17 protein-coding genes, 1 tRNA gene and 2 pseudogenes are annotated in these 21,633 nt (G+C 45.1%); 19 read left to right on the plus strand and 1 reads right to left on the minus strand.

Translation table 11 applies throughout. The annotated features are described in order from the left end of the window. Positions 1-34: 34 nt before the first annotated feature. The 7 genes and pseudogenes from bamA to K7I13_RS00370 all read left to right on the plus strand — a co-directional run bounded on the left by bamA (position 35) and on the right by K7I13_RS00370 (position 10,594). Positions 35-2,527 (plus strand): outer membrane protein assembly factor BamA, encoded by a 2,493-nt coding sequence (bamA, locus tag K7I13_RS00340; protein WP_255947117.1) that lies wholly within the window; start codon positions 35-37, stop codon positions 2,525-2,527. Between the two features lie 290 nt (positions 2,528-2,817). Next, on the plus strand, positions 2,818-3,339 hold the full coding sequence (locus K7I13_RS00345; protein WP_255947119.1) for an OmpH/Skp family outer membrane protein: 522 nt from the start codon (positions 2,818-2,820) through the stop codon (positions 3,337-3,339). A gap of 29 nt (positions 3,340-3,368) precedes the next feature. Next, positions 3,369-5,974 (plus strand): annotated as a pseudogene (mutS, locus tag K7I13_RS00350) (DNA mismatch repair protein MutS). A gap of 97 nt (positions 5,975-6,071) precedes the next feature. After that, entirely contained in the window at positions 6,072-6,803 is a 732-nt protein-coding gene (locus K7I13_RS00355; protein WP_255947121.1) for a ComF family protein, read from the plus strand. Positions 6,804-6,903: 100 nt separating this feature from the next. Next, a tRNA-Glu gene (locus K7I13_RS00360) sits at positions 6,904-6,975 on the plus strand. Positions 6,976-7,084: 109 nt separating this feature from the next. Beyond that, positions 7,085-9,544 (plus strand): helicase C-terminal domain-containing protein, encoded by a 2,460-nt coding sequence (locus tag K7I13_RS00365; protein WP_255947123.1) that lies wholly within the window; start codon positions 7,085-7,087, stop codon positions 9,542-9,544. Between the two features lie 276 nt (positions 9,545-9,820). Continuing rightward, positions 9,821-10,594, plus strand: coding sequence for a lysophospholipid acyltransferase family protein (locus K7I13_RS00370; RefSeq protein WP_255947124.1), 774 nt, complete (start codon positions 9,821-9,823; stop codon positions 10,592-10,594). A 67-nt stretch (positions 10,595-10,661) separates the two neighbouring features. On the opposite strand, the gene K7I13_RS00375 is transcribed toward K7I13_RS00370, so the two are convergent. Next, a complete protein-coding gene (locus K7I13_RS00375) occupies positions 10,662-10,832 on the minus strand; it encodes a hypothetical protein (protein ID WP_255947125.1) in 171 nt (56 codons plus the stop codon). Positions 10,833-11,177: 345 nt separating this feature from the next. Here K7I13_RS00375 and rpsT point away from each other — a divergent pair, with 345 nt between their 5' ends. The 12 genes and pseudogenes from rpsT to adhE all read left to right on the plus strand — a co-directional run bounded on the left by rpsT (position 11,178) and on the right by adhE (position 21,548). Then, entirely contained in the window at positions 11,178-11,453 is a 276-nt protein-coding gene (rpsT, locus tag K7I13_RS00380; RefSeq protein ID WP_255947126.1) for a 30S ribosomal protein S20, read from the plus strand. Positions 11,454-11,604: 151 nt separating this feature from the next. Beyond that, a complete protein-coding gene (locus K7I13_RS00385) occupies positions 11,605-11,931 on the plus strand; it encodes an HU family DNA-binding protein (RefSeq protein ID WP_255947127.1) in 327 nt (108 codons plus the stop codon). 205 nt (positions 11,932-12,136) lie between these two features. Then, complete coding sequence (locus K7I13_RS00390) at positions 12,137-12,655, plus strand: carbon-nitrogen hydrolase family protein (RefSeq protein WP_255947128.1); 519 nt, start codon at positions 12,137-12,139, stop codon at positions 12,653-12,655. Beyond that, entirely contained in the window at positions 12,571-13,578 is a 1,008-nt protein-coding gene (gene lnt, locus K7I13_RS00395; RefSeq protein ID WP_255947129.1) for an apolipoprotein N-acyltransferase, read from the plus strand. Before K7I13_RS00390 ends, lnt begins: the two co-directional genes overlap by 85 nt. 62 nt (positions 13,579-13,640) lie before the next feature. Beyond that, entirely contained in the window at positions 13,641-14,270 is a 630-nt protein-coding gene (locus K7I13_RS00400) for a response regulator transcription factor (RefSeq protein ID WP_439647452.1), read from the plus strand. Between the two features lie 3 nt (positions 14,271-14,273). After that, a complete protein-coding gene (locus K7I13_RS00405; RefSeq protein ID WP_255947130.1) occupies positions 14,274-14,495 on the plus strand; it encodes a tetratricopeptide repeat protein in 222 nt (73 codons plus the stop codon). A gap of 7 nt (positions 14,496-14,502) precedes the next feature. Continuing rightward, positions 14,503-14,916: a bactofilin family protein gene (locus tag K7I13_RS00410; RefSeq protein WP_255947131.1), complete on the plus strand. Its 414-nt coding sequence runs from the start codon at positions 14,503-14,505 to the stop codon at positions 14,914-14,916. A gap of 178 nt (positions 14,917-15,094) precedes the next feature. Continuing rightward, a complete protein-coding gene (locus K7I13_RS00415) occupies positions 15,095-15,346 on the plus strand; it encodes a hypothetical protein (protein ID WP_255947132.1) in 252 nt (83 codons plus the stop codon). A 29-nt stretch (positions 15,347-15,375) separates the two neighbouring features. Further along, entirely contained in the window at positions 15,376-16,632 is a 1,257-nt protein-coding gene (locus K7I13_RS00420) for a Mur ligase family protein (RefSeq protein ID WP_255949375.1), read from the plus strand. A gap of 500 nt (positions 16,633-17,132) precedes the next feature. After that, positions 17,133-18,443, plus strand: a pseudogene (rho, locus tag K7I13_RS00425) (transcription termination factor Rho); the annotation flags it as partial. Positions 18,444-18,582: 139 nt separating this feature from the next. Continuing rightward, positions 18,583-18,786, plus strand: coding sequence for a 50S ribosomal protein L31 (gene rpmE / locus K7I13_RS00430; protein ID WP_255947133.1), 204 nt, complete (start codon positions 18,583-18,585; stop codon positions 18,784-18,786). A gap of 167 nt (positions 18,787-18,953) precedes the next feature. Then, a complete protein-coding gene (gene adhE / locus K7I13_RS00435; protein ID WP_255947135.1) occupies positions 18,954-21,548 on the plus strand; it encodes a bifunctional acetaldehyde-CoA/alcohol dehydrogenase in 2,595 nt (864 codons plus the stop codon). Positions 21,549-21,633 lie beyond the last annotated feature (85 nt).

Raw genomic sequence — 21,633 nt, forward strand, 5'->3', positions numbered from 1 at the left:
TATGATATAGTTTATTGCGTAAGGAGCATAGTTAATGCGCACAAAAATTCTCGCTCTTCTGGTAATGTTGTGTATTTGTGCCGGGACACTGTTTTCCCAGGTCCCGGAGGACTGGTATCAGAATAAGCCGATCCGGTCCATAACGTTTGAAGGATTAAGAAATGTAACCCGCACTGAAATTGAGGGAATGTTTAACTCATATATCGGGAAGAATTTCACGGACGACCTGTACTGGGAAATTCTTCAGAGGATATATGCTGTTGAATACTTTGACGAAGTCACTCCTGTTGCGCTTCCCGGGGATTCTGAACGGAAAACGGTCCAGCTTAATTTTATTGTCAAGGAAAAACCTGTCATAAAAAAGATACTGTTTTCAGGCAACCGCCGGCTTTCCAGATCGAGTATTATGGAACGTATAACCCTCAAGGAAAGCGATATATTCAATGAGTTAAAATACCGCATTGACGAGCGGGCGGTCAGAGACCTGTATCTGGAGAAAGGCTACGCCTCGGTCAGGGTTACTTCCGAATTAATTACCAATGATGACGGTTCAATAAACATTCAGTTTCTTATAAATGAAGGCAAGCAGACGGTTATTTCCGACATTGAGTTTGAAGGCAATCGGGTATTTAATGCCAAAACTCTTAAAAAAGAAATGAAACTCAAGGAATCCCGGGTTCTTTTTTCTTCCGGAACCTTTACTGAAGCCCTTCTGGAAACGGACAAGTCTGCCCTCAAGAGTTTTTATAATGAAAAAGGCTATATTGACGCGGTAGTTGAAATGGTCCTGCGCGAGACTGATACGGAATCTTCTCCGGACAGAAATCTGCTAAAACTGACCTTTGTTATCAGGGAAGGAGAGCAGTATACATACGGCGGGACCGAAATAACAGGAAACACCATTTTTTCTACTGAAGAACTTTTGTCAAAAATACGCCTTAAACCGGGCGATATTCTGAATCTGAACAGGCTGACCGAAGGTTTTCAGGCTATATCTGAAATATATTTTGAAAACGGGTATACATCAAATTATGTAAATATTCAGGACCGCAGGGACGTTGACCGCAGGACTGTTTCCTATGTGATCACGATAATCGAACAGGACCGGAGCCACATTGAAAATATCATTATCCGCGGAAATACCAAGACAAAGGATAAGGTTATAACCAGGGAATTGATGTTCGAGCCGGGGGATATCTTTTCCCGCTCGAAACTGCTGGACAGTATCCGCAACCTGTACAATCTCCGTTTTTTCTCCATGGTAATACCTGATTTTGTTCCCGGGAGCGAAGAGAATCTTATTGATGTAGTAATAAATGTGGAAGAACAGTCCGCCGCATCAATCCAGTTCGGTGTTACCTTTTCTGGTGCGAATGATTCCGATTCATTTCCCCTTTCGCTGTTTGTACAGTGGGAGGACAAGAATTTCCTCGGAAATGGTAATGCGTTCGGCGCGAGTCTGACGGTTTCTCCGGATACTCAGAGCCTGACTCTCAGTTTTTCCGAAAACTGGTTTCTGGGGACACCCTTAAGCGTCGGTTTCAATTTAACCGCCTATCACAAGGAACTGTATACTTACCGGGATGACCTATTTCCAATTTTTGATGACGCATATTATGACGAATACGGAAGCGTTCCCGATCCGTATAATTCCCGCGGCGAATATGAAGACTCCGCGAGCCTTGATGACGCCTACCGTATGCAATATGAACAATGGCTGTTTTCTGCGGGTGTTTCAACAGGATACCGCTGGCTGCCGCGCTTTGCGACAGTCACACTGAGAGGCGGGCTGAATTTCGGTCTTGTCCAGAATTTCTATGACGAGATGGTTTACCGGCCGGCTGACAAAAATATTCGGGACCGGCACGGGAAATGGGTTTGGACAAACTATGTGTGGACAAGCGTTGCCCTTGACCGCAGGGATTTAAATTATGATTCTTCGAAAGGTTTTTTCCTGAGCGAAAGGCTTACCTATTATGGAATCATCCCTTCGCTTGAAACCGAATACTATTTCCGGTCAGATACAAAGGGTGAATTGTATATAACCCTTCTTGATTTGCCGGTAGCGGAGTCATGGAGCCTGAAATTCGTTCTGGCCGGTTTTACGACCTTTTCCTTCCTGGTTCCGATATCCGATTCTCAAATCAGCGACTCGAGCAAACTGTATATTGACGGCATGTTCCATGGGCGGGGGTGGACAAATCTGTATTCAAAATCAAGCAATTACGGCAATTTAATGCTGAGCCATTCACTTGAACTGCGCATGCCGCTGTTTCCCGGCGTAATAGCGCTTGACTTCTTTATGGATGCTGTCGCAATTAAGCCGACCCTTCAGGATATGGGAAAACTGAAAATAGATGATTATTACTTCAGTTTTGGCCCCGGCATCCGTTTCAGTATTCCCCAATTTCCGCTGCGCCTGCTTTTTGCCAATACTTTCAGAATACAGGACGGAAAATTTGAATGGAGGAACGGAAAAGGAGCCGACTGGACCTTTGTTCTGTCGTTCAGCCTTGTAAACTATTGATGTACCGGATTCCGCCGGATCAGTGAGTAAAAAAGATTTTACAGGAGAGGCGATTTCAAAACTGAGAAAGTTTTGAAATCGCAACCTTAGATGTAACAAAAGAAAAATCTATTTTTCTTTGAAATGCTTCTTTCAAAGCTAACCGAGTTTTGAAAGAAGCTCGGGATACATTGAGAAAAAAGCTGTTTCATTATAAAATAATGGAACACATTTTCTCTGTATTTTTCAGGGAACGGTTTTTGGGCTTTACCGGTTTATAGACCGTCTTAGTTGAAAAGGAGTTCAGTAACATGAACGGAAAGAAAATAACAATGTTTGTTCTCTGTCTGTTATGCGTGGCTGTTATAAGCGCGCAGCAGATAACCCGTTTTGCCGTTATTGATACGGCAAGAATTTACACGACTTTCTACCGGGATTCACGGAGCGTTCGTGATTACGAAGCGAAAAAAACACAGTATCAGAATGAAATTAAACGTATGTCTGATGAAATCAAAAAACTTCGCCAGCAAAAGGTTGATGCCGAAGCAGTGAATAATCAGGCTACAGTTGTCAAACTGGAATCTGAAATCAAAACAAAAACGGATTTTCTGCTTGAATATTCAAAAGTAAAAAATGCGGAACTGGATACTTTAAAGAAAAAACTGACAACCGATGACGAATTTTATTCAATACTGTATGAAGAAATCAGAAAAATAGCTGAAGCGGACGGCTATAGTATTGTGCTGAGTCTGCAGGAAGGGAATTCGATCATCTGGTACAGCCCGACCGTCGATATAACGGATAAAGTTATCCGCAGCATGACCCCGCGATAATTAATACTGGTATGTCAGAACTCACACCTATGATGGTGCAATATCTCAAAATACGGGAGCAATACCGCGATGCGGTATTGTTTTTCCGTCTGGGTGACTTTTATGAAATGTTCAATGAAGACGCCATAGAAGTCAGCAAACTCTTGAATTTAACCCTGACCCATCGCGCGGGAAATCCCATGTGCGGAATACCGTATCACGCGTCAAAGATTTATATAGCCAGGCTCTTGCGGGCCGGCAAAAAAATTGCCATCTGCGAGCAAATATCCATTCCGGGGCCCGGGAAGGGGCTGGCCGAGAGAAAAGTCATTGAGGTTATTACTCCCGGGACAGCTACCGAAGACGATTATCTTGATCAAACTGTTAACAACTATCTTGCCGCGGTTTCTTTGTCAAATTCAGGTAAAAGAAAAAAATAGGCTTCGCCTATATTGATATAACTACGGGAGAATTCGCCGCTACATCCTTTTTTTCCGAATCCGCGGGTGAACATCTGCGGAAAGAACTGGGGCGGATCCATCCCCGTGAAATTCTCATACAGCAGTCGCTCCTTTCGGATTATCCTGAAATTCAGCAGATTCTGAGCGAATACCCTGATCTGGTTATCAACCGGTACCCTGACTGGAGCTTTGTTCAGGATACTTCCTTCCGCCGCCTGTGCAGGCATTTCGGCACAGAAACCCTGCAGGCCTTTTCCCTGACAGAAGGTGACGCCGAAATACCATCGGCGGGAATTTTGCTTGAATATCTTGAGCAGACGGCAGGTTCATCAATTTCCCATATAAATAATCTGCGGATTTTCAGCGAGACTGAATTTGTATCGATTGACGATTCGACCCGCAAAAATCTTGAACTTGACCAGAATCTCCGTGACGCAGGCCTTTCCTATACATTATATGAAGTCCTGAATCAGACCTGTACGGCAATGGGCGCCCGGCTTCTGAGAAACTGGCTGCACCATCCTCTGACGGAAAGCGGAAAAATAGACGCAAGGCTTGACAGGGTGGGGCGGCTTTACCGTGACCAGAAGCAGCTCGTCCGTTCGCGTGAAATCCTTTCTTCAATCCTTGATATCGAACGGTTAACCGGACGGATCGCCATGGAACGCGCCCATGGAAAGGATATAATAGCCCTGAAACAGAGCGCGGCGCATTTTTTCAAACTTGCTGATATTTTCCGGGAGTGTGACATACCGTTTTCATTTATAACGGATACTGAAATTTCTGCCGCGCACGGGATTTTCTCATTGATAGAAAAATCGGTACTGGATGACTGTTCCATTATGCTTAATGAAGGCGGGCTTATAAAAAAAGGATGGTCTGAGCGCCTTGATGAATTGCATATGCTCCGCGATAATTCAAATGCGGTCCTTGAAAAATATCTGATGGAAGAGCGGGAACTGACCGGTATCCAGAATCTGAAAATCAAATACAACAGACTTATCGGTTACTTCTTTGAAGTTTCAAAGGGCAACCTGAGCTTTGTTCCCGAACATTTTATCCGGCGGCGTTCTCTGGCAAATGGCGACCGCTATACAACAGACCGGCTCATAGAACTCGAAACCGAATTGAATAATGTGCATGCGAATATTAATGAACTTGAACAAAAACTCTTTCTGGAAATCCGGAGTACTATTGCGGAAAAAACAGGAGAACTGCTTCTTATTTCCCGTGAAATCGCGGAAATGGATGTTATTCAGTCTTTCGCGCGTTCGGCAACAGTAAATGCCTGGGTTCGTCCTGTTTTTTCCGATAACGGGAATATGTGTATACAGGAAGGACGGCATCCGGTTGTTGAGGCGCATCTGCCCTCGGGAGAATTTATACCGAACAGTATCTGCCTTTCCTCCGCGGAAAATGCGGAACTGCCTTCCTTCGCATTGATTACCGGTCCCAATATGGCGGGAAAAAGTACCTTTTTGCGGCAGACCGCCCTTATCGTTCTGCTTGCCCAGATCGGCTCCTTTGTTCCCGCGGAGTCAGCGGAAATTACTCCTGTCGACCGGATATTCTGCCGGGTAGGGGCTTCGGATAATCTTGCCCGGGGAGAATCAACTTTTCTGGTTGAAATGACCGAAACAGCCCATATACTCCGGAACGCGACAGAAAGAAGCCTGGTTATTATGGATGAAGTCGGGCGGGGAACTTCTACAGAGGACGGTCTGTCAATTGCCTGGGCAATTACGGAATATTTGCTGGAAAAAACAGGCGCGAAAACATTGTTTGCGACTCATTACCATGAACTGTCGCAGATAAAGCATCCCCGTCTGGCGGATTTTTGTCTTGATGTTCTTGAAACGGAAGGCAATGTGGTGTTTTTAAAACGCGTAAAACCAGGAGCTTCGGCAAATTCCTACGGCATACATGTTGCAAGGCTTGCAGGCATTCCCGATGCTGTGGTGCGGCGTGCAAATGAAATCCTCGCGAATTCCCTTCCGGGGAAAACAGTAATAAGCCCTCCCGATGAGAGCAAAAAAGAAAAACACAGTTCCGTGAAAACTCCGGTTCCTCAGCTTTTTTCGGAAGAAGAATTGGTTATTGATGAAATTATAACCCTCAATCCTGATGCCATTACACCTCTGGACGCGCTTTCCCATATAACCAGATGGAAAAATCTGCTGTTTCCGTCAAAATAGCAGATTTAGGGCTGTTGCTTCCTTCCGAAATTTTTACGATGCAGTTCTCCTGCCCTGAAAATGGGCAAAAAAAGTATTTTGCGTATAAAAAAACTATATGACAACCGATTTTGCGGGTACACTCCGCAATATATGCGCAAAATATATTATCAGGCAGACTTGCCTTATTTGCGGCAGCATAACGGAAACCGGGACCCCTCTGTGTTTTTCCTGTTTTGAAAGCGGGTTTCTGAAAAAAATCCGCGGTTTATCTTTTTATAATAAGGACGAAAACCGCTGCGGAAAGTGCGGCTGCCTCCTTGCGTCTCCTGTTGCGCTCTGTGCCAATTGCCGGAAAACAGCTTTTTTATCTGCTGTTGACCGGAACCTCTGTCTGTTTCCTTATTTCGGGGAAAACAGGGAGCTGCTGACCCTCTGGAAAATAAGCGGAATGAGGGGTTTGTCACAGCTTTTTGCACGCTGTATGGCTGAAATATTCATACCGGCGGATATTCCGGTGGTTCCGGTTCCGCCCCGGCCGGGTAAAATCCGGGAAAAGGGATGGGACCAGATAGAAGAAATAGCCGGAATACTTGAAAGTAAATATCATATTCCGGTCTGCAGATGTCTTGAACGGGACACCCGCATTCAGCAAAAACAGCTGGGCCGACTGGCCCGCAGAATAAACATAAAGGGCCATATTTCAGTAAAGAAAAAAATAAAACCTCCTGAAACGGTAATTGTCATGGATGATCTGATGACCACCGGTGCGACCCTTGACGCATGCGCTTCCGCCTTAAAAGAAGCAGGCTGCGCAAACGTCTATGGACTTACTCTCTTTTTTGACTGACTCTTCTGTTTTGAAATCCCTTATTTTTTTGCAGGTTATTGACAATTCTTCGGACCTTTGGTATAAATAGCCCATTATAAAATGTATATCCAGTATATATGTCTCCTTCGTCTAGTGGTCAGGACATCGGGTTTTCATCCCGACAACGGGGGTTCAATTCCCCCAGGAGATGCTCGAACCGGCAGGTAAGTGTTCTAAATACTTATACTGCCGTTTTTTGTTTTAAAGAAAAAACAGGTTGTTTGCAGACTTCCTGTTCCGGTGGAATCCGGCGGAAATACATGACTGAAATTGAGCAAAAACTATCGGAAAATGTCAGAAACAGTATCGCTGATGCCATAAAACAGGCTTCGGGAAATGAAGTCTTTATGATTGGTACCTGTGACAGTAATGGTACTGTTGCTGATATCCGTATTGCCGCGAGGGGACATAAACATGCTGTGCCTGTTGTCAAAGCGGCGATAGGAGATTCCGATGTTCTTATACATAATCATCCTTCGGGCATGCTGGTACCCAGTGACGCCGACCTTGCTATTGCCTCAAATATGGCCGAATCAGGAAAAGGCTTTTACATTACAAATAATACCGTAACTGATTTATATGTGGTTGTGGAACCGGTCCTGAAGCGGGAAATAAAACTGCTCGACAGTTATGAGGTTTCTTCTTTTCTGGATGAAACAGGTCCTCTGACGGAGTTATCGGAAAATTATGAAGTCCGTCCTTCCCAAATCCATATGACTGCATCCGTCGCAGAGGCTCTTAACAATGGACATATCGGTGTTTTTGAAGCCGGCACCGGTGTGGGAAAAAGCTTTGCCTATTTGCTTCCTGCCGTTTTGTGGGCGGTTAATAATAATGATAAAGTAGTAATTTCAACAGGAACAATAAACCTGCAGCAGCAGCTTGTGGAAAAGGACATACCGATGGCCCAGAAAATTCTGGGGAAGCAGGCAAAAACCGTTTTAATGAAGGGCCGCCAGAACTATATATGCCGGCGCCGTTTTGCAGAGGCTCTTCGCGACAGGGAACTCTTTGATGATGAACTTGAAGATTTGGAAAAGCTTTCCGACTGGCTCCAGACAACGGCGGACGGCAGCAAAACGTCCCTTTCCTTTCTTCCCAGGGAACAGGTGTGGTCCCGCATCTGCTCAGAATCTGACGCCTGTATGGGCATGCGGTGTGCATTTCATGAAAACTGTTTTGTAATTCAGCTCCGCAAAGAGGCAGCTTCGGCTTCTCTTCTGGTTGTAAACCACCATCTCCTTTTCGCCGATCTTGAAGCCCGCATGATGGGCGCCGGATATGAAGACGCTGTTGTGCTGCCTCCCTTCAGGAACATTGTTTTTGACGAAGCCCACGGCATGGAGGATGCCGCAACAAGCTTTTTTTCCGAAGACTTTACCCGATTTAAAATAAATAAACAGCTTTCCGTGCTGTACCGTATCCGGAAAGCCGCAGTCAGCGGTCACCTTATAACCCTGGCCAATATGTCTTCGGGAGACGCGGAACTTGAAAATGCATATTCGGCGGTCAGGGATATACGGGATACTTTCGAACAGGCTGAAATTTCAGCTCTTGAAATTCTCGGCGGGGATTTTTCCTGGCGGCTTTCGGAAAAAACAGCGGTAATCGCCGACCGGTTACTGAGCCGGATAAGCGAATTAAGGACAAAAATTTCAGTCCTTGCCGGAATAGTCAGGACAATACTTGAGGGTATCCCGGAAGATTTACAGAATGAGCCGGTTGTTTGGGAAACAAAATTTGCCCTGCGCAGACTTGAAATGACAGGGAGCCTGTGCCAGCATTTTACCGAGTGGACTGAGCGGCCTGAATCAGTTTTCTGGATAGAAAAAAAACGCCTGTCCCAACGCGGGACGCAGTCTGTACAGGGTGAAATGTGGTATCCCCGGTTTGTCCAAACGCCTCTTTCCGTTGCGCCCATGATGCAGGAAGGGGTTTTTGAACCATTCCGATCAATCGTCTGTACATCGGCGACCCTCAGGATAGCCGGAAGATTTGATATATGGATGCAGCGCACCGGAGTATCCAGAATTGAGGACGACCGCGTCGACTCGGGGGTATACGAATCGCCTTTTCCGTATAAAACCAATGTCCTTTTGTGCATACCTGAAAATGCGCCCCTGCCTGAGGAGAACGGCTTTCAGGATTTTATTGAAAAAGCCATTATATCCCTTCTCGAATCCACAGGCGGTCATGCGCTTGTCCTGTTTACCTCGTATGAATCTCTTAATTCAGCCTGTGAAGCGTCCCGCAGGGCTCTTGCGCCGCTTGGTATCTCGGTATTAAAACAGGGCGATGATGACAGAAGCCGCCTCCTTGAATCGTTTAAAAATGATGAATCAAGCGTACTTTTTGCCACAGATTCTTTCTGGGAAGGAATTGATGTACCGGGCGAAACACTTTCCCATGTCATTATTGTTAAACTCCCGTTTTCCGTTCCGAATGATCCTGTCCAGCAGGCCCGTTCCGAAGCTATAGCTCAAAAAGGGGGCAGCCCATTTATGGAACTGAGCCTTCCCGATGCCGTTATACGGTTCCGTCAGGGCTTCGGGCGACTCATAAGACGCAAAACTGACCGCGGTATAGTTACTGTCCTTGACAGGAGAATAGCCGCAAAGCGGTATGGAAAAATATTCCTTGACAGTATTCCCGAAACAATCCAGTTTTTTGCGCCGCTAAACGAAATATGCAGAAAAATCGAATCATTTCTGTATAACTAGCAAGAGGTTTATTTGCTGCGACTGACTACGGAACAGGTTTTATGCTTTCTGTCCAAATGATTTTGAAATCCACAGGGATAAAGAAACAACCCCCTTTCCTTTCTTGCCAATTCAGAGTATTCTTTTTTTAGGAGGAGTTTGCAAATCTGATTTAAATGCAAACAGATCCGCAAATTCAATTGAATGAATATCTGCTGTGCCGTCCGGCATCAGCCGGATATTCATTGTGAAACTGTCTGTGAACAGGTCTTTTGCAGACAGGCAGGGGTATTCAGAATGACTCTTATAACATTGCTTTGTCTTTTCGTTTCAATGGGCTGGATTGCACTGGTGAACCGTTTTGCATACGGTATAAGCACAAAGCTGAGCCAGAAGGTAAACCGGATTATAACCACGACCTATGCCAGTCGGATTTTTTCAATATTCTCCGCTTACATGAATTTTCATTTTGCCGGCGAAAAGGATCACGTTGATGAACTTCCGGAACAGTATCTGATAATGTCCAATCACCAGAGCCTGCTTGATATTCCGCTTTTTATGCGCTTTCTTGACGGTCCACGCCTCAGGTTTGTTGCAAAGGCCGAACTCGGAAGAAATGTCCCTCTTGTTTCTGTTATGCTTAAAAGCGACCGCCATGGCCTCATCGACAGAACGGGAAGTCCTTCAAAAACAATGAAAGCCATGGATCTTTTTGCCGAAAGAGTCAAGGAGAACAACTGGATACCGGTTATTTTTCCTGAAGGGACCCGGTCCCAGGACGGATCTCTGGGTACATTCCATGCCGCCGGCTTCAGGCGTTTCCTGACTGTGGCCCCGATGCCTGTTGCCGTTTGCGCTCTGGACGGCGGCTGGCGGATCTCTACCCTGAAGGGCTTTGCGAAAAATCTGCACGGCGGTTTTTACCGGGTCAAAATCGTAAAAATATACCCGGCTCCAACAAACAAGGCCGAACAGATCCATATACTTGAAGAGGGAAAGGCATTAATCCAGAAACAACTGGATGCCTGGAGAAAACAGGAATCCGGGACACAGAAAGAGGCCTTACCGTAAATAAAAAAAAGCTTTACAGGCAGCGCCTATAAAGCTTTTTTACAGATACCTCTATGTAATGCTTTTGCTATTTGAAGTCTTTTGGACGGCGTTCTGTGCGTTTGCATTTTGTGCATTCCGCGACATTTTTGAGTTTTCCGCTTTCAAACAGGGTTTTCATCACAACTTCGCCGCCGCAGGAACAGAAAAACTTCTGTGTCGCGACAGAGGTACGGGAGTTTTTACTTGCTGAACCCATGTATATCTCCTGTTAATAAATATAGAATATACCTGTAAAACCTTAAACTGGCGTCTAAAGTTACGTTTATATATGTTAATAAAATAAAGAATTCCGTCCGCCGTGTCAAGTAAGCCCTCTGACGCAGTTACCGGCGAGGGTTTAATCAGCCAGCGGCTGGTTCTGTAAGGTACTGATTTAATGGCCGCTTCCGCGACCTGCGAATACCCCAGACCGAAGGTCTGCAGCTCTTCGAGCTGACTGCTCTGCGGCGGAGTATTTTATTTGCGCTGTTTTACCGCCTATACTTGACTAGGATAAAGTGATTTGGTATTCTGATAAAACAGTTTTTATTCGGGGTTCCCTTTGGCAGTAAAAAAATCATCTGCAGAAAAAAGACACAAACAGAGTCAGCAGCGTAGAATAAGAAATAGAGCTGTGAAAAGTTCTGTGCGGACTAGTGCTAAAAAGTATGTAGCAAGCGTTCATGCAAACGAATCGGATAATGCGGAAAATCTTCTGCGTAATCTTGTAAAGGAACTTGACACCGCGGCCCGCAAGGGTATTATTTCCCGCAACGCTGCAGCCCGCAAAAAGTCGCGCATGCAGAAATTGTATAACGCTACTTTTACCGTAAAATAGTATTCTTTGTGTTACTCAAGACTAAAAGCGCGGTAAAAAACTTTTAGTTTCCAATTGCCGCACATGATGTAAAACCGCGATAGTGTACCTATTGCGGTTTTTTTTCACAGTTCCGGTGTCTACCAATTGCATAAAATGATGGGGTTTGATTATGCATGATAAGAAACAGACAAAAAGCGATCTTGTTGATGGCATTTATGAAAAAACAGGCAGCGAGTTAAAAACAATACGGATAGTTGTTGACCAGTTTTTGCGTGAAATTAAGCAGTCACTTGAAAATGGCCAGTCGGTTGAGCTGCGCGGTTTCGGGACCTTTGAAATCCGAAAAAGAAAAGGGCGGAAAAAGGCGCGGAACCCCAAGACAGGCGAGATCGTAAGCGTGGAAGATCATGCAGTGGTTGCCTTCCGTTCAGGAAAGGAACTGCGGAATAATGTATGGGATATGCCTTCCCGCTCCAGGGAAAAGGACAGCAATTGATGGACAAAAAAGCAGAAAATGAACCACGGCCGGGAAAATTGCAGTCATTTTTTGTTAATGTTGCGCTTTTAGCCCTTTCCGTTTTATTTTTCGCTTTACCGCAGCCGAGCAGAATTGCCCTGAACGGCCTGCCCCTGTTGGGATATATAGCATTTATCCCGCTCTTTATACTGATACGCCGTATTTCTTTCCGTTTTTCGTTTCTGTGGGGGCTTTTTACGGGCTGCTCTGCTATTGTCTGTATACGTACTGGCTTGCGGCTTTTCATCCCCTGGCAATGTATGTTATTGCGGCCCTCTATTTTTTTTATTTAATGATAACGGTTCCGCTGCTGAAACTGGCGGACATGCTTTTTCCCCGTTACGGGTATCTTGCCCAGTGGATACTGTGGATCGGTTATGAGTACGTAAAAACACTCGGTTTTACTGGTTTTTCATATGGCATTATCGGTTATTCTCAATGGTCATGGCCTGTCATAATTCAAATTGCTTCGATTTTCGGAGTCTGGGGGGTGTCTGCTCTGGTAGTTTTTCCCTCAGCATGGATTGCAGGCGGCATAAAGGATTCCTGTACGGGAAAAATTTCCGGATGGCTGGCCTCTTTCCCTTCTTTTGCAAAAAGAATGCGCTGCCCGGCATTGTGTGGTCTGCCTTTCTTGTTTTTACCATACTATTCGGACTGGTTTCACCGGCGGACTACAGCCGGAATGAAACGCGGAAAATAGCCCTGATACAGCCGAACAGTGATCCCTGGCAGGGCGGGGCCGCCGCTTACAGGCGCGACCTTAATACCATGATCCGGCTTTCCGACAGAGCTCTGCAGGAACACCAGGATATCAGTTTTGTCGTATGGCCGGAAACAGCCTTCATTCCCCGTATTGCATGGCATTACCGTTTTCGGGAAGATCCGGAAATGTATGAACTTGTTGCACAGCTTCTTTCATACCTGAATAAGGCGCCTGTTCCCTTTGTCCTGGGCAATGATGATGCCGTTCCTGAAGGCCATACCGCGGACGGACGCCCCGGCCGGGTGGATTATAATGCAGTCTTCCTTTTCAGGCCCGGTGAAAATGTATATCCGCCGGCGCCGGAACGGTACAGGAAAATGCATCTGGTTCCTTTTACTGAGCACTTTCCGTACCGGAAAGCCTTCCCGTGGATTTATGATCTGCTTGAACAAAATGATACCCACTTCTGGGAAAAAGGGACTGATCCCGCAGTTTTTTCGGTCGACGGACTTGATTTTTCAACCCCGGTCTGTTTTGAGGATACTTTCGGATATATTTCACGGAGATTTGTTAACAAGGGAGCCAGGGCCATAGTAAACCTTTCAAATGACGCCTGGGCTAATGACGCCGTCTCGCAGTATCAGCATTTGAGCATGGCCGTTTTCCGGACCGTAGAAAACAGGGTCCCCATGGTCAGGTCAACCGCTTCCGGGCAAACCTGTTTTATTGATCCGAACGGCAGGATTCTGTCCATGGCCGGCCCGTTTACCGAAACCTATCTAGTCGGGGAAATTCCTCTTGTGGGGGACCGGCACAAAACATTGTACCGGATCTGGGGTGACCTGTGGGGGATCCTGTTTACAGGAGCATCAGTTCTTATTCTTGTAATTGGAATATTGACAAAACTTCGGCATATATAGGAAAATGAAGGATATATGGAAACAAGAAAAAAATCCTGATTGTTGATGATGAACAGATTAATGTGGAGTTTTTTGATCTCATGCTTTCAAAGCTTGGTTTTGTTGTCAAAAAAGCTTCCAATGGTCTTGAGGCTCTTGAAAAACTTAAGGAGTTTAATCCTGATCTGATAATGCTGGATAATATTATGCCCGGTATGTCAGGATGGGAAGTAACCCGGAAGATAAAAAACGAGGCCGAATTTGAAAAATGGCGGGACGTTCCTATTGTAATGTTTTCCGCAATGGATGACGTAAAAGATAAAATTGAAGGTTTTGAACTGGGTGTTGACGATTATATAACGAAACCTTTTAATTTTTCCGAGGTTCTTGCCCGTCTCCGGTCAGTACTCCGTACCCACGACCTTATAGACCAGCTTAAAAAACGTGAATCCAGAATCGCGCTGTATGAGCAGCTTACCGTAAAGCTCCTTGAATATGCGGACCTCGCCTCAAACCAGCTTGTAGCCCTCAATGGGGCTGAAATTCTTGCCGAAAATATGGAACTGCGTAAAAGTATGGACACCTGCAAGGCTGAATATACCAGTCTTCAGAAAAAGGTTGCCGAACTGCAGGAAGAGGCCCAGAAACTTAAAAATAATGAAATCGGAGTTGATTTCCTTGTTTCAGAAATGCGAAAACAGTATAGTGAGTAGTCTATGATAAGTGAACAGCAAAAACAGGTTCTTGATTTTTTCGCTGAAGGCAGAAAGTTGTACAAACTGATGAATTTTCAGGAAGCAAAAGCCGCTTTTGCAAAAGCCCTGGAAATTAATCCTGATGATGGTCCTGCCAAACTGTATTTTGACCGTTGTGATTATTATATTCAAAACCCGCCTCCCGCCGACTGGGACGGGGTGTTTACAATGACTACCAAATAGGTGTGTGATGGCCCGGTATATTGAAAAAGAAAAAGTAGTAACTATTCTTGGCGAAAAAACAAATTTCCGCGGGACCCTTAAATTTTCCGAAGAAGTACAAATTGCCGGTAAATTTGAGGGAAATATCCAGGCTACAGGCACTCTGATAATAAAAAAAGGTGCTTCCTGTGAAGCCCAGTATATAAATGCGGCTTCCGTTTATATATACGGGACAGTCAAAGGGAATATAACCGCCGGTGACAGGGTAGAAATGCATACCGGAAGCGTAGTATACGGAAATGTTTCCGCATCGAGGCTGAGAATTGCTGACGGCGTTTCATTTGAAGGCAGTGTTGAAATGCTGAGAGCCAATCCTGATATAGACGTTTTTACGACCCGTTCCGATGTTTTAAAGGAGCAGCTGCGTTCAGGGGACTCCTGATTTTTTTCTTCCGGAAATACCCTGACCTTTTCTCTTTATTCGGGGCGAGGCTTTAATCAGCCTGCGGCTGGTTCTGTAAGGTATGTAATGGCCGCTTCCGCGACCTGCGAATACCCCAGCCCGAAGGTCTGCCAGCTCTGCGGCGAAGTATTTTTTTAGTTTTATATAGGGTGATATATTGCATTATTCCGTAAAAGATTATATTGAAATGTTAGCAGGCCATGACCAATTGCTGTCGGCTGATTCCTGCAGCGAAATCCTCGATTCAAAAATTTCGTATATGTCATATAATTCACGCGATATTAAGCCGGGAACGATGTTTATCTGTAAGGGCGCGGGTTTTAAGGAATCCTATCTGCTGGATGCCGCCGTATCGGGCGCTCTGGTATATGTTAGTGAAAAAAATACAGCGCCGGCATTCCCGGTATAATTGTCCGGGACATCAGGGTTTCCTTATCAATCCTTTCCCATGCCTATTTCGGCAATCCTACTGAAAAACTGAAAATACTGGGGATTACCGGAACAAAGGGTAAATCAACAACAGCGTATTTTACAAAATATATATTTGACGAGCATGCGTCCGCCGAAGGTTTGCCCGATACGGCGATTATATCGACAATTGATACTTATGACGGAAAACGGACCTATAAATCGAAATTAACCACTCCGGAATCCTTTGATCTGCATGAAATTCTGTATACGGCTGCGGACAGCGGACTTCAGAATATTGTTATGGAAGTATCATCCCAGTCATTAAAATACGACCGGGTATATAATGTCAGCTTCGATGCCGCCGCATTTCTGAATATTTCCGAAGACCATATAGGACCTGCGGAACATGACGATTTTGACGATTATTTTAACTCAAAATTGAAAATATTCGGAAAAACAAAAATTGCCTGCATCAATCTGGACGCCGATTTCAGTGAAAAAATCCTTGAAACAGCCCGGAAACACAGCAAAAAGGTTGTTACCTTTTCAATGGTCAATCCGGCCGCGGACCTGTTTGCGTATAATATACGGAAGACAGGCAAAAATACCGTTTTTACGCTCAAAAGCGCAGCTTATTCCGGCGATATGCAGTTATCTATTCCCGGGCTTTTTAATGTCGAAAACGCGCTCGCGGCTATCGCAATAGCGCTGAGTATGGATATCAGCCCGGAAATTATAATCCGAGGCCTTCAAAAGGCCGCCTCGCCGGGAAGAATGGAAATATATCACAGCTCTGACGAAAAAATACTGGGAATTGTTGATTATGCCCATAATAAACTGAGTTTTGAAAAAATCTTCAGTACAGTCAAAAAAGAATATCCTGACAGAAAAATAATTGCAGTTTTCGGCTGTACCGGAAACAAGGCGCCCGGCAGAAGAAAGGATTTGGGTGAAACAGCGGGAAAAAATGCCGATTATATTTATATTACTGCGGATGATCCCGCAAATGAAAGTATCAGTTCGATTTCCGCCGAAGTCGCGGGATTTGTGCAAAAATACACGGAGCGCTATGAATGTATCCCGGACAGAACCGCCGCGATAAGAAAAGCTGTTGAATATGTATGGAATTCCGATGAAAAATATATTATTCTTATGTTAGGGAAGGGAACTGAATTAACTCAAAAAGTCGGCTCTGAATATGTTCCTTATGCAGGGGACAGTTATAATATAAAAAAATGTATAGACGAGTATGAAAATGCAAAAAATGTAGTAACAACACTTTAGCCAAAAGTGTTTATTTTTTGACGTGTTTGGCTTTAGCTTGACACATAATCACGATATGGGATAAAATAAGATATTCAAGTTTATTTCATATCAAGCGGAAAATCAGAACAATTATTGTGTCTTTTAAAACAACAGTCATGTAATATTTAATGGAGAAAATTCCCATGGCATCAATCAGTAAACGTCAATCCGGAGAAATTCTGGAAGGTGAAGAACTGAATTTCCAGGAGCAATCCAGTGACTTTCAGGCAGAAGAACCTGTCGGACAGGAAGTTTCTGCAGTTCAAGAAAACAGTAGTGAGGTACATAATCCGGCGTCTGTTGAATCTGAAGAAAAATCAGCGGAAAGAGAAATTCCTGAAAAAAGAGTAGTAGTACGTCCAAAAGCAAAACGAAAACCTGCGTCCGGTGATGAAGGCGGGCAGGAAAACGGCGGCCGCGAGTACCGCGACAATAAACGGAACAGAAACGGATTTCAGCAGAATAACGCCTCGCCGGATACCGAGCAGTCATCCGGTGATAATGAAAACAAGCCGAAGCTGACAATCAACGAATTAACCAGAATGGGTATGCACGCCCTTCGTGATCTTGCCATGCAATACGGAATTTCCAATGATGATATGGCTGCGATGAAAAAACAGGAAATAATTTTCCAGATTCTGAAAATCCATACGGAACATGGGGGAATTATTTTTGCTTCGGGTTCCCTTGAAATCCTGCCGGACGGCTACGGATTTCTCCGTTCCCCCCAGAACAGCTATCTGCCCGGATCGGATGATATTTATATTTCTCCGAGCCAGATACGCCTGTTTAACCTGAAAACAGGGGATACCGTTTACGGGCAGATCCGTTCGCCGAAAGAAGGAGAACGCTTTTTTGCGCTTCTCCGCGTTGAATCGGTAAACTTTGATGAGGTTTCGGCGGCCCGCAGCCGTATTCCTTTTGATAACCTGACCCCCCTGTATCCTGATGAAAAACTTGATCTTGAAACAAAATCCGAAGAACTTTCTACACGTATTATGAATCTGTTCTGTCCTATCGGAAAGGGCCAGCGTGCGCTGATTGTTGCTCCGCCCCGTACCGGTAAGACAATTCTTATGCAGAAAATTGCCAATGCCATTACCGAAAATCATCCCGAGGTTTATCTTATCGTACTTTTAATTGATGAGCGCCCCGAAGAGGTTACCGATATGGAACGGACCGTTAAAGCCGAGGTAATTTCATCTACGTTTGATGAGCCGGCGACCCGCCATGTGCAGGTTACGGAAATGGTTCTTGAAAAAGCCCGGCGGCTAGTCGAACACAAGCGGGATGTTGTCATTCTGCTCGATTCCATTACCCGGCTTGCGCGGGCATATAACCAGACGGTTCCTACTTCAGGGAAGGTCCTTTCGGGCGGTGTTGACTCAAACGCCCTGCACAAACCGAAAAGAATTTTCGGCGCCGCCCGCAATGTCGAGGAGGGCGGGAGTCTGACAATTATCGCTACCGCGCTGGTTGAAACCGGCAGCCGTATGGATGAAGTTATTTTTGAGGAATTCAAGGGAACCGGTAATATGGAAATTAACCTTGACAGGAAACTGTCCGACCGCCGTCTGTTCCCGGCCCTGAACATAAAGAAATCCGGAACGAGGAAGGAAGAGCTTCTTCTTACGGAAGAAGAATTACAGAAAATCTGGGTGCTCCGCAAAGTTTTCAATCCCATGGATGATACTGAAATTATGGAACTCCTTATTGACAGAATGAAAAAAAGCAAGAATAATGAAGCATTCCTGAAGTCAATGAATACAGGTATGGCCGGAATGGAATAGAGTCCGGAGCGCTATTCAGTTAACCTATGTTACGGAATAGGGCCTACGGTTGTTTACAGTATATAATGGATATTTTAACAGTGCTGTTTCAGAACAGCACGTAAAAATCATAATTGTATACCAAAATATGGAGGTTATCATGAAAAAGGGAATCCATCCTGCGTATGCACCAACAAAAATTACCTGCGCCTGCGGAAATGTAATTGAGACATCCTCAACGGCAAAGAATATTAATGTTGAAATTTGTTCTGCCTGTCATCCGTTTTTTACCGGCAAACAAAAACTGGTTGATACCGCCGGACGTATTGACCGCTTCAAGAAGCGCTACAATATCAAGGACTAAGTATTATGTAAGTAAAAAAGCTGCCGGAGATGGCAGCTTTTTTTATAGACAAGTTGATAAAAAAATATAGATAAATTAATATCTTATACTTGACAATTCGATAAAAATTTATCATATTACATATATCCGGATACCCAAAGAAAAGGCACCCGGAATTGGAGGAAAAAATGACAGTACATACAATTGAAGAATTAAACGAACTTATAAAGAAGGTCAAAGAAGCTCAGCGCAAATTTTCCGGATTTTCACAGGAACATGTTGATATTATTTTCAGGCACGCGGCGCAGGCTGCAAATGAAAACCGCCTTAAATTGGCCAAGCTCGCTGTTGAGGAAACAGGGATGGGCGTTTTTGAAGATAAGGTTATAAAAAACCATTTTGCATCCGAGTTTATCTATAATAAATACGCCGATGAAAAAACCTGCGGAATTATCGAAGAGGATGATGACGCCGGTATTATCAAAATGGCTGAACCTATCGGAATTATTGCCGGGATTGTGCCGACTACTAATCCGACTTCAACCGCGATTTTCAAGAGCCTTATTACGCTGAAAACAAGAAATGCAATCATATTTTCTCCCCATCCCCGGGCGAAGGACGCTACAATAGAAGCGGCCCGTATTGTCCGGGACGCGGCTGTCGCCGCCGGAGCTCCGCCCGATATTATCGGATGGATAGACAACCCCACACTTGAACTGACTTCCGCGCTTATGCAGCATCCCGATGTTAATCTGATACTTGCAACCGGCGGGCCTGGAATGGTCAAAGCCGCGTATTCTTCGGGAAAACCGGCTATCGGCGTCGGCGCGGGAAATACCCCGGCCGTTATCGATGAAACAGCCCATATCAAAATGGCTGTAAATTCCATTCTCCTCAGCAAATCCTTTGATAACGGGATGATCTGCGCAAGCGAACAGTCTGTTATTGTGGTGAAAAAGGTTTATGAAGCCGTCAAAAAAGAATTTACTTACCGGGGCGCATATATTCTCAGCGCTGAAGAGAAAAAGAAGCTTGATAAAGTTATTATGAAAAACGGGAAAATTAATGCCGCCATCGTAGGGCAGCCTGCTTATGAAATTGCCAAGATGGCCGGTATCACAGTACCGGAGTCAACAAAAATTCTTATAGGCGAAACTGCAAAAATAGCCCATGACGAGCCCTTTGCCTATGAGAAGCTTTCGCCTGTCCTCGCTATGTTCCAGGCAAAGGACTTTGACGATGCCTGCAGAATTGCCCTTGAACAGATTGAGCTCGAGGGAATGGGGCATACGGCAGTACTGTACACGGACCAGCAGAATGAAGACCGTATCCGCACCTACGGTGAAATGATGAAAACCGGACGGGTACTGGTTAATATGCCGGCAAGTCAGGGAGCCATAGGAGATATTTACAACTTCAGGCTGGAGCCTTCTCTGACGCTCGGATGCGGAAGCTGGGGCGGGAACGCCATAAGTGAAAATGTCGGGGTTAAACACCTGCTTAATGTTAAAACTGTTGCGCAGAGGAGAGAAAATATGCTCTGGTTCCGGGTGCCGTCAAAAATATATTTCAAGCAAAACGCGATAGCTGAAGGCCTAAAAGACCTTGCCGGCAAAAAACGGGCATGTATTGTTACCGATCAGTATCTGCTTGACGCCGGTTATGTTTCCAAGGTTACGAGAATACTGGAAAACATGGGAATACAGTTTGAGATTTTTTCCGACATAAAACCCGATCCGGATCTGGCAACCATCTATAAGGGTTTGGATATTCTGAATATGTTTAAACCGGATGTTATTATCGCGGTCGGAGGCGGGAGCCCTATCGACGCAGCGAAAATTATGTGGCTTATGTATGAGCAGCCGATGGCTAAATTCAGCGAGCTTGCCATGCGGTTTATGGATATCCGGAAACGGATATATAAATTTCCTGACCTGGGCAAAAAGGCTTATTTTGTCGCCATTCCGACTACCAGCGGAACCGGTTCTGAAGTTACCCCATTCGCGGTAGTAACGGATGATGTAACCGGCGCGAAATATCCGATTGCGGATTATGAGCTGACTCCGGATATGGCGATAATCGATCTAGATTTTGTGATGAATATGCCGAAGAAACTCACAGCCTATTCGGGAATTGACGCTCTTGTCCATGCAATTGAGGCTTACGTTTCGGTTATGGCAACCGAGTATACAAACGGGCTTGCGCTGGAAGCTATCAGACTGATATTCAAATATCTGCCCGCCTCCTACGACGAAGGTGCAAAGAATCTGAAGGCCCGCGAAAAAATGGCGCACGCTTCCACCATGGCCGGTATGGCATTTGCCAACGCCTTTCTGGGGGTCTGCCATTCAATGGCCCATAAGCTTGGTTCTCTTTACCATGTGCCTCACGGACTTGCAAACGCCCTGCTATTAACGGATGTCATTCGGTTTAACGCGGTGGACGCGCCGACAAAACAGGCGGCGTTTCCCCAGTACAAATATCCTAATGCGATAGAACGCTACGGCCGTATTTCGGACTATCTCGGCCTCGGCGGAAAAACATCTGAACAGAAGGTGGAAAAACTTATAGCTGCGATTGATGAACTCAAGAAAAAACTTGAAATCCCCTCGGCTCTTAAGGAAACGCTCCAGGAAAATGGCGTTACCGAAGAAGAATTCCTCGGTAATCTTGAGGATCTGTCAATGCAGGCCTTTGATGACCAGTGTACCAGCGGTAATCCGCGGTATCCGCTGGTAAGCGAGATTGCGGAACTGTATAAAAAAGCATATTACGGACAGTAATCATTCCTGATTGAACAGACCTGTCTGTCAGACTTGTCTGTTCAATTAAAAGGAAAAACCCAAAAGAAGTTTTGTCTGAAGTCTG

The sequence above is a fragment of the Brucepastera parasyntrophica genome, assembly GCF_022376835.1.
Taxonomy (GTDB): Bacteria; Spirochaetota; Spirochaetia; order Treponematales; family Treponemataceae; genus Brucepastera; species Brucepastera parasyntrophica.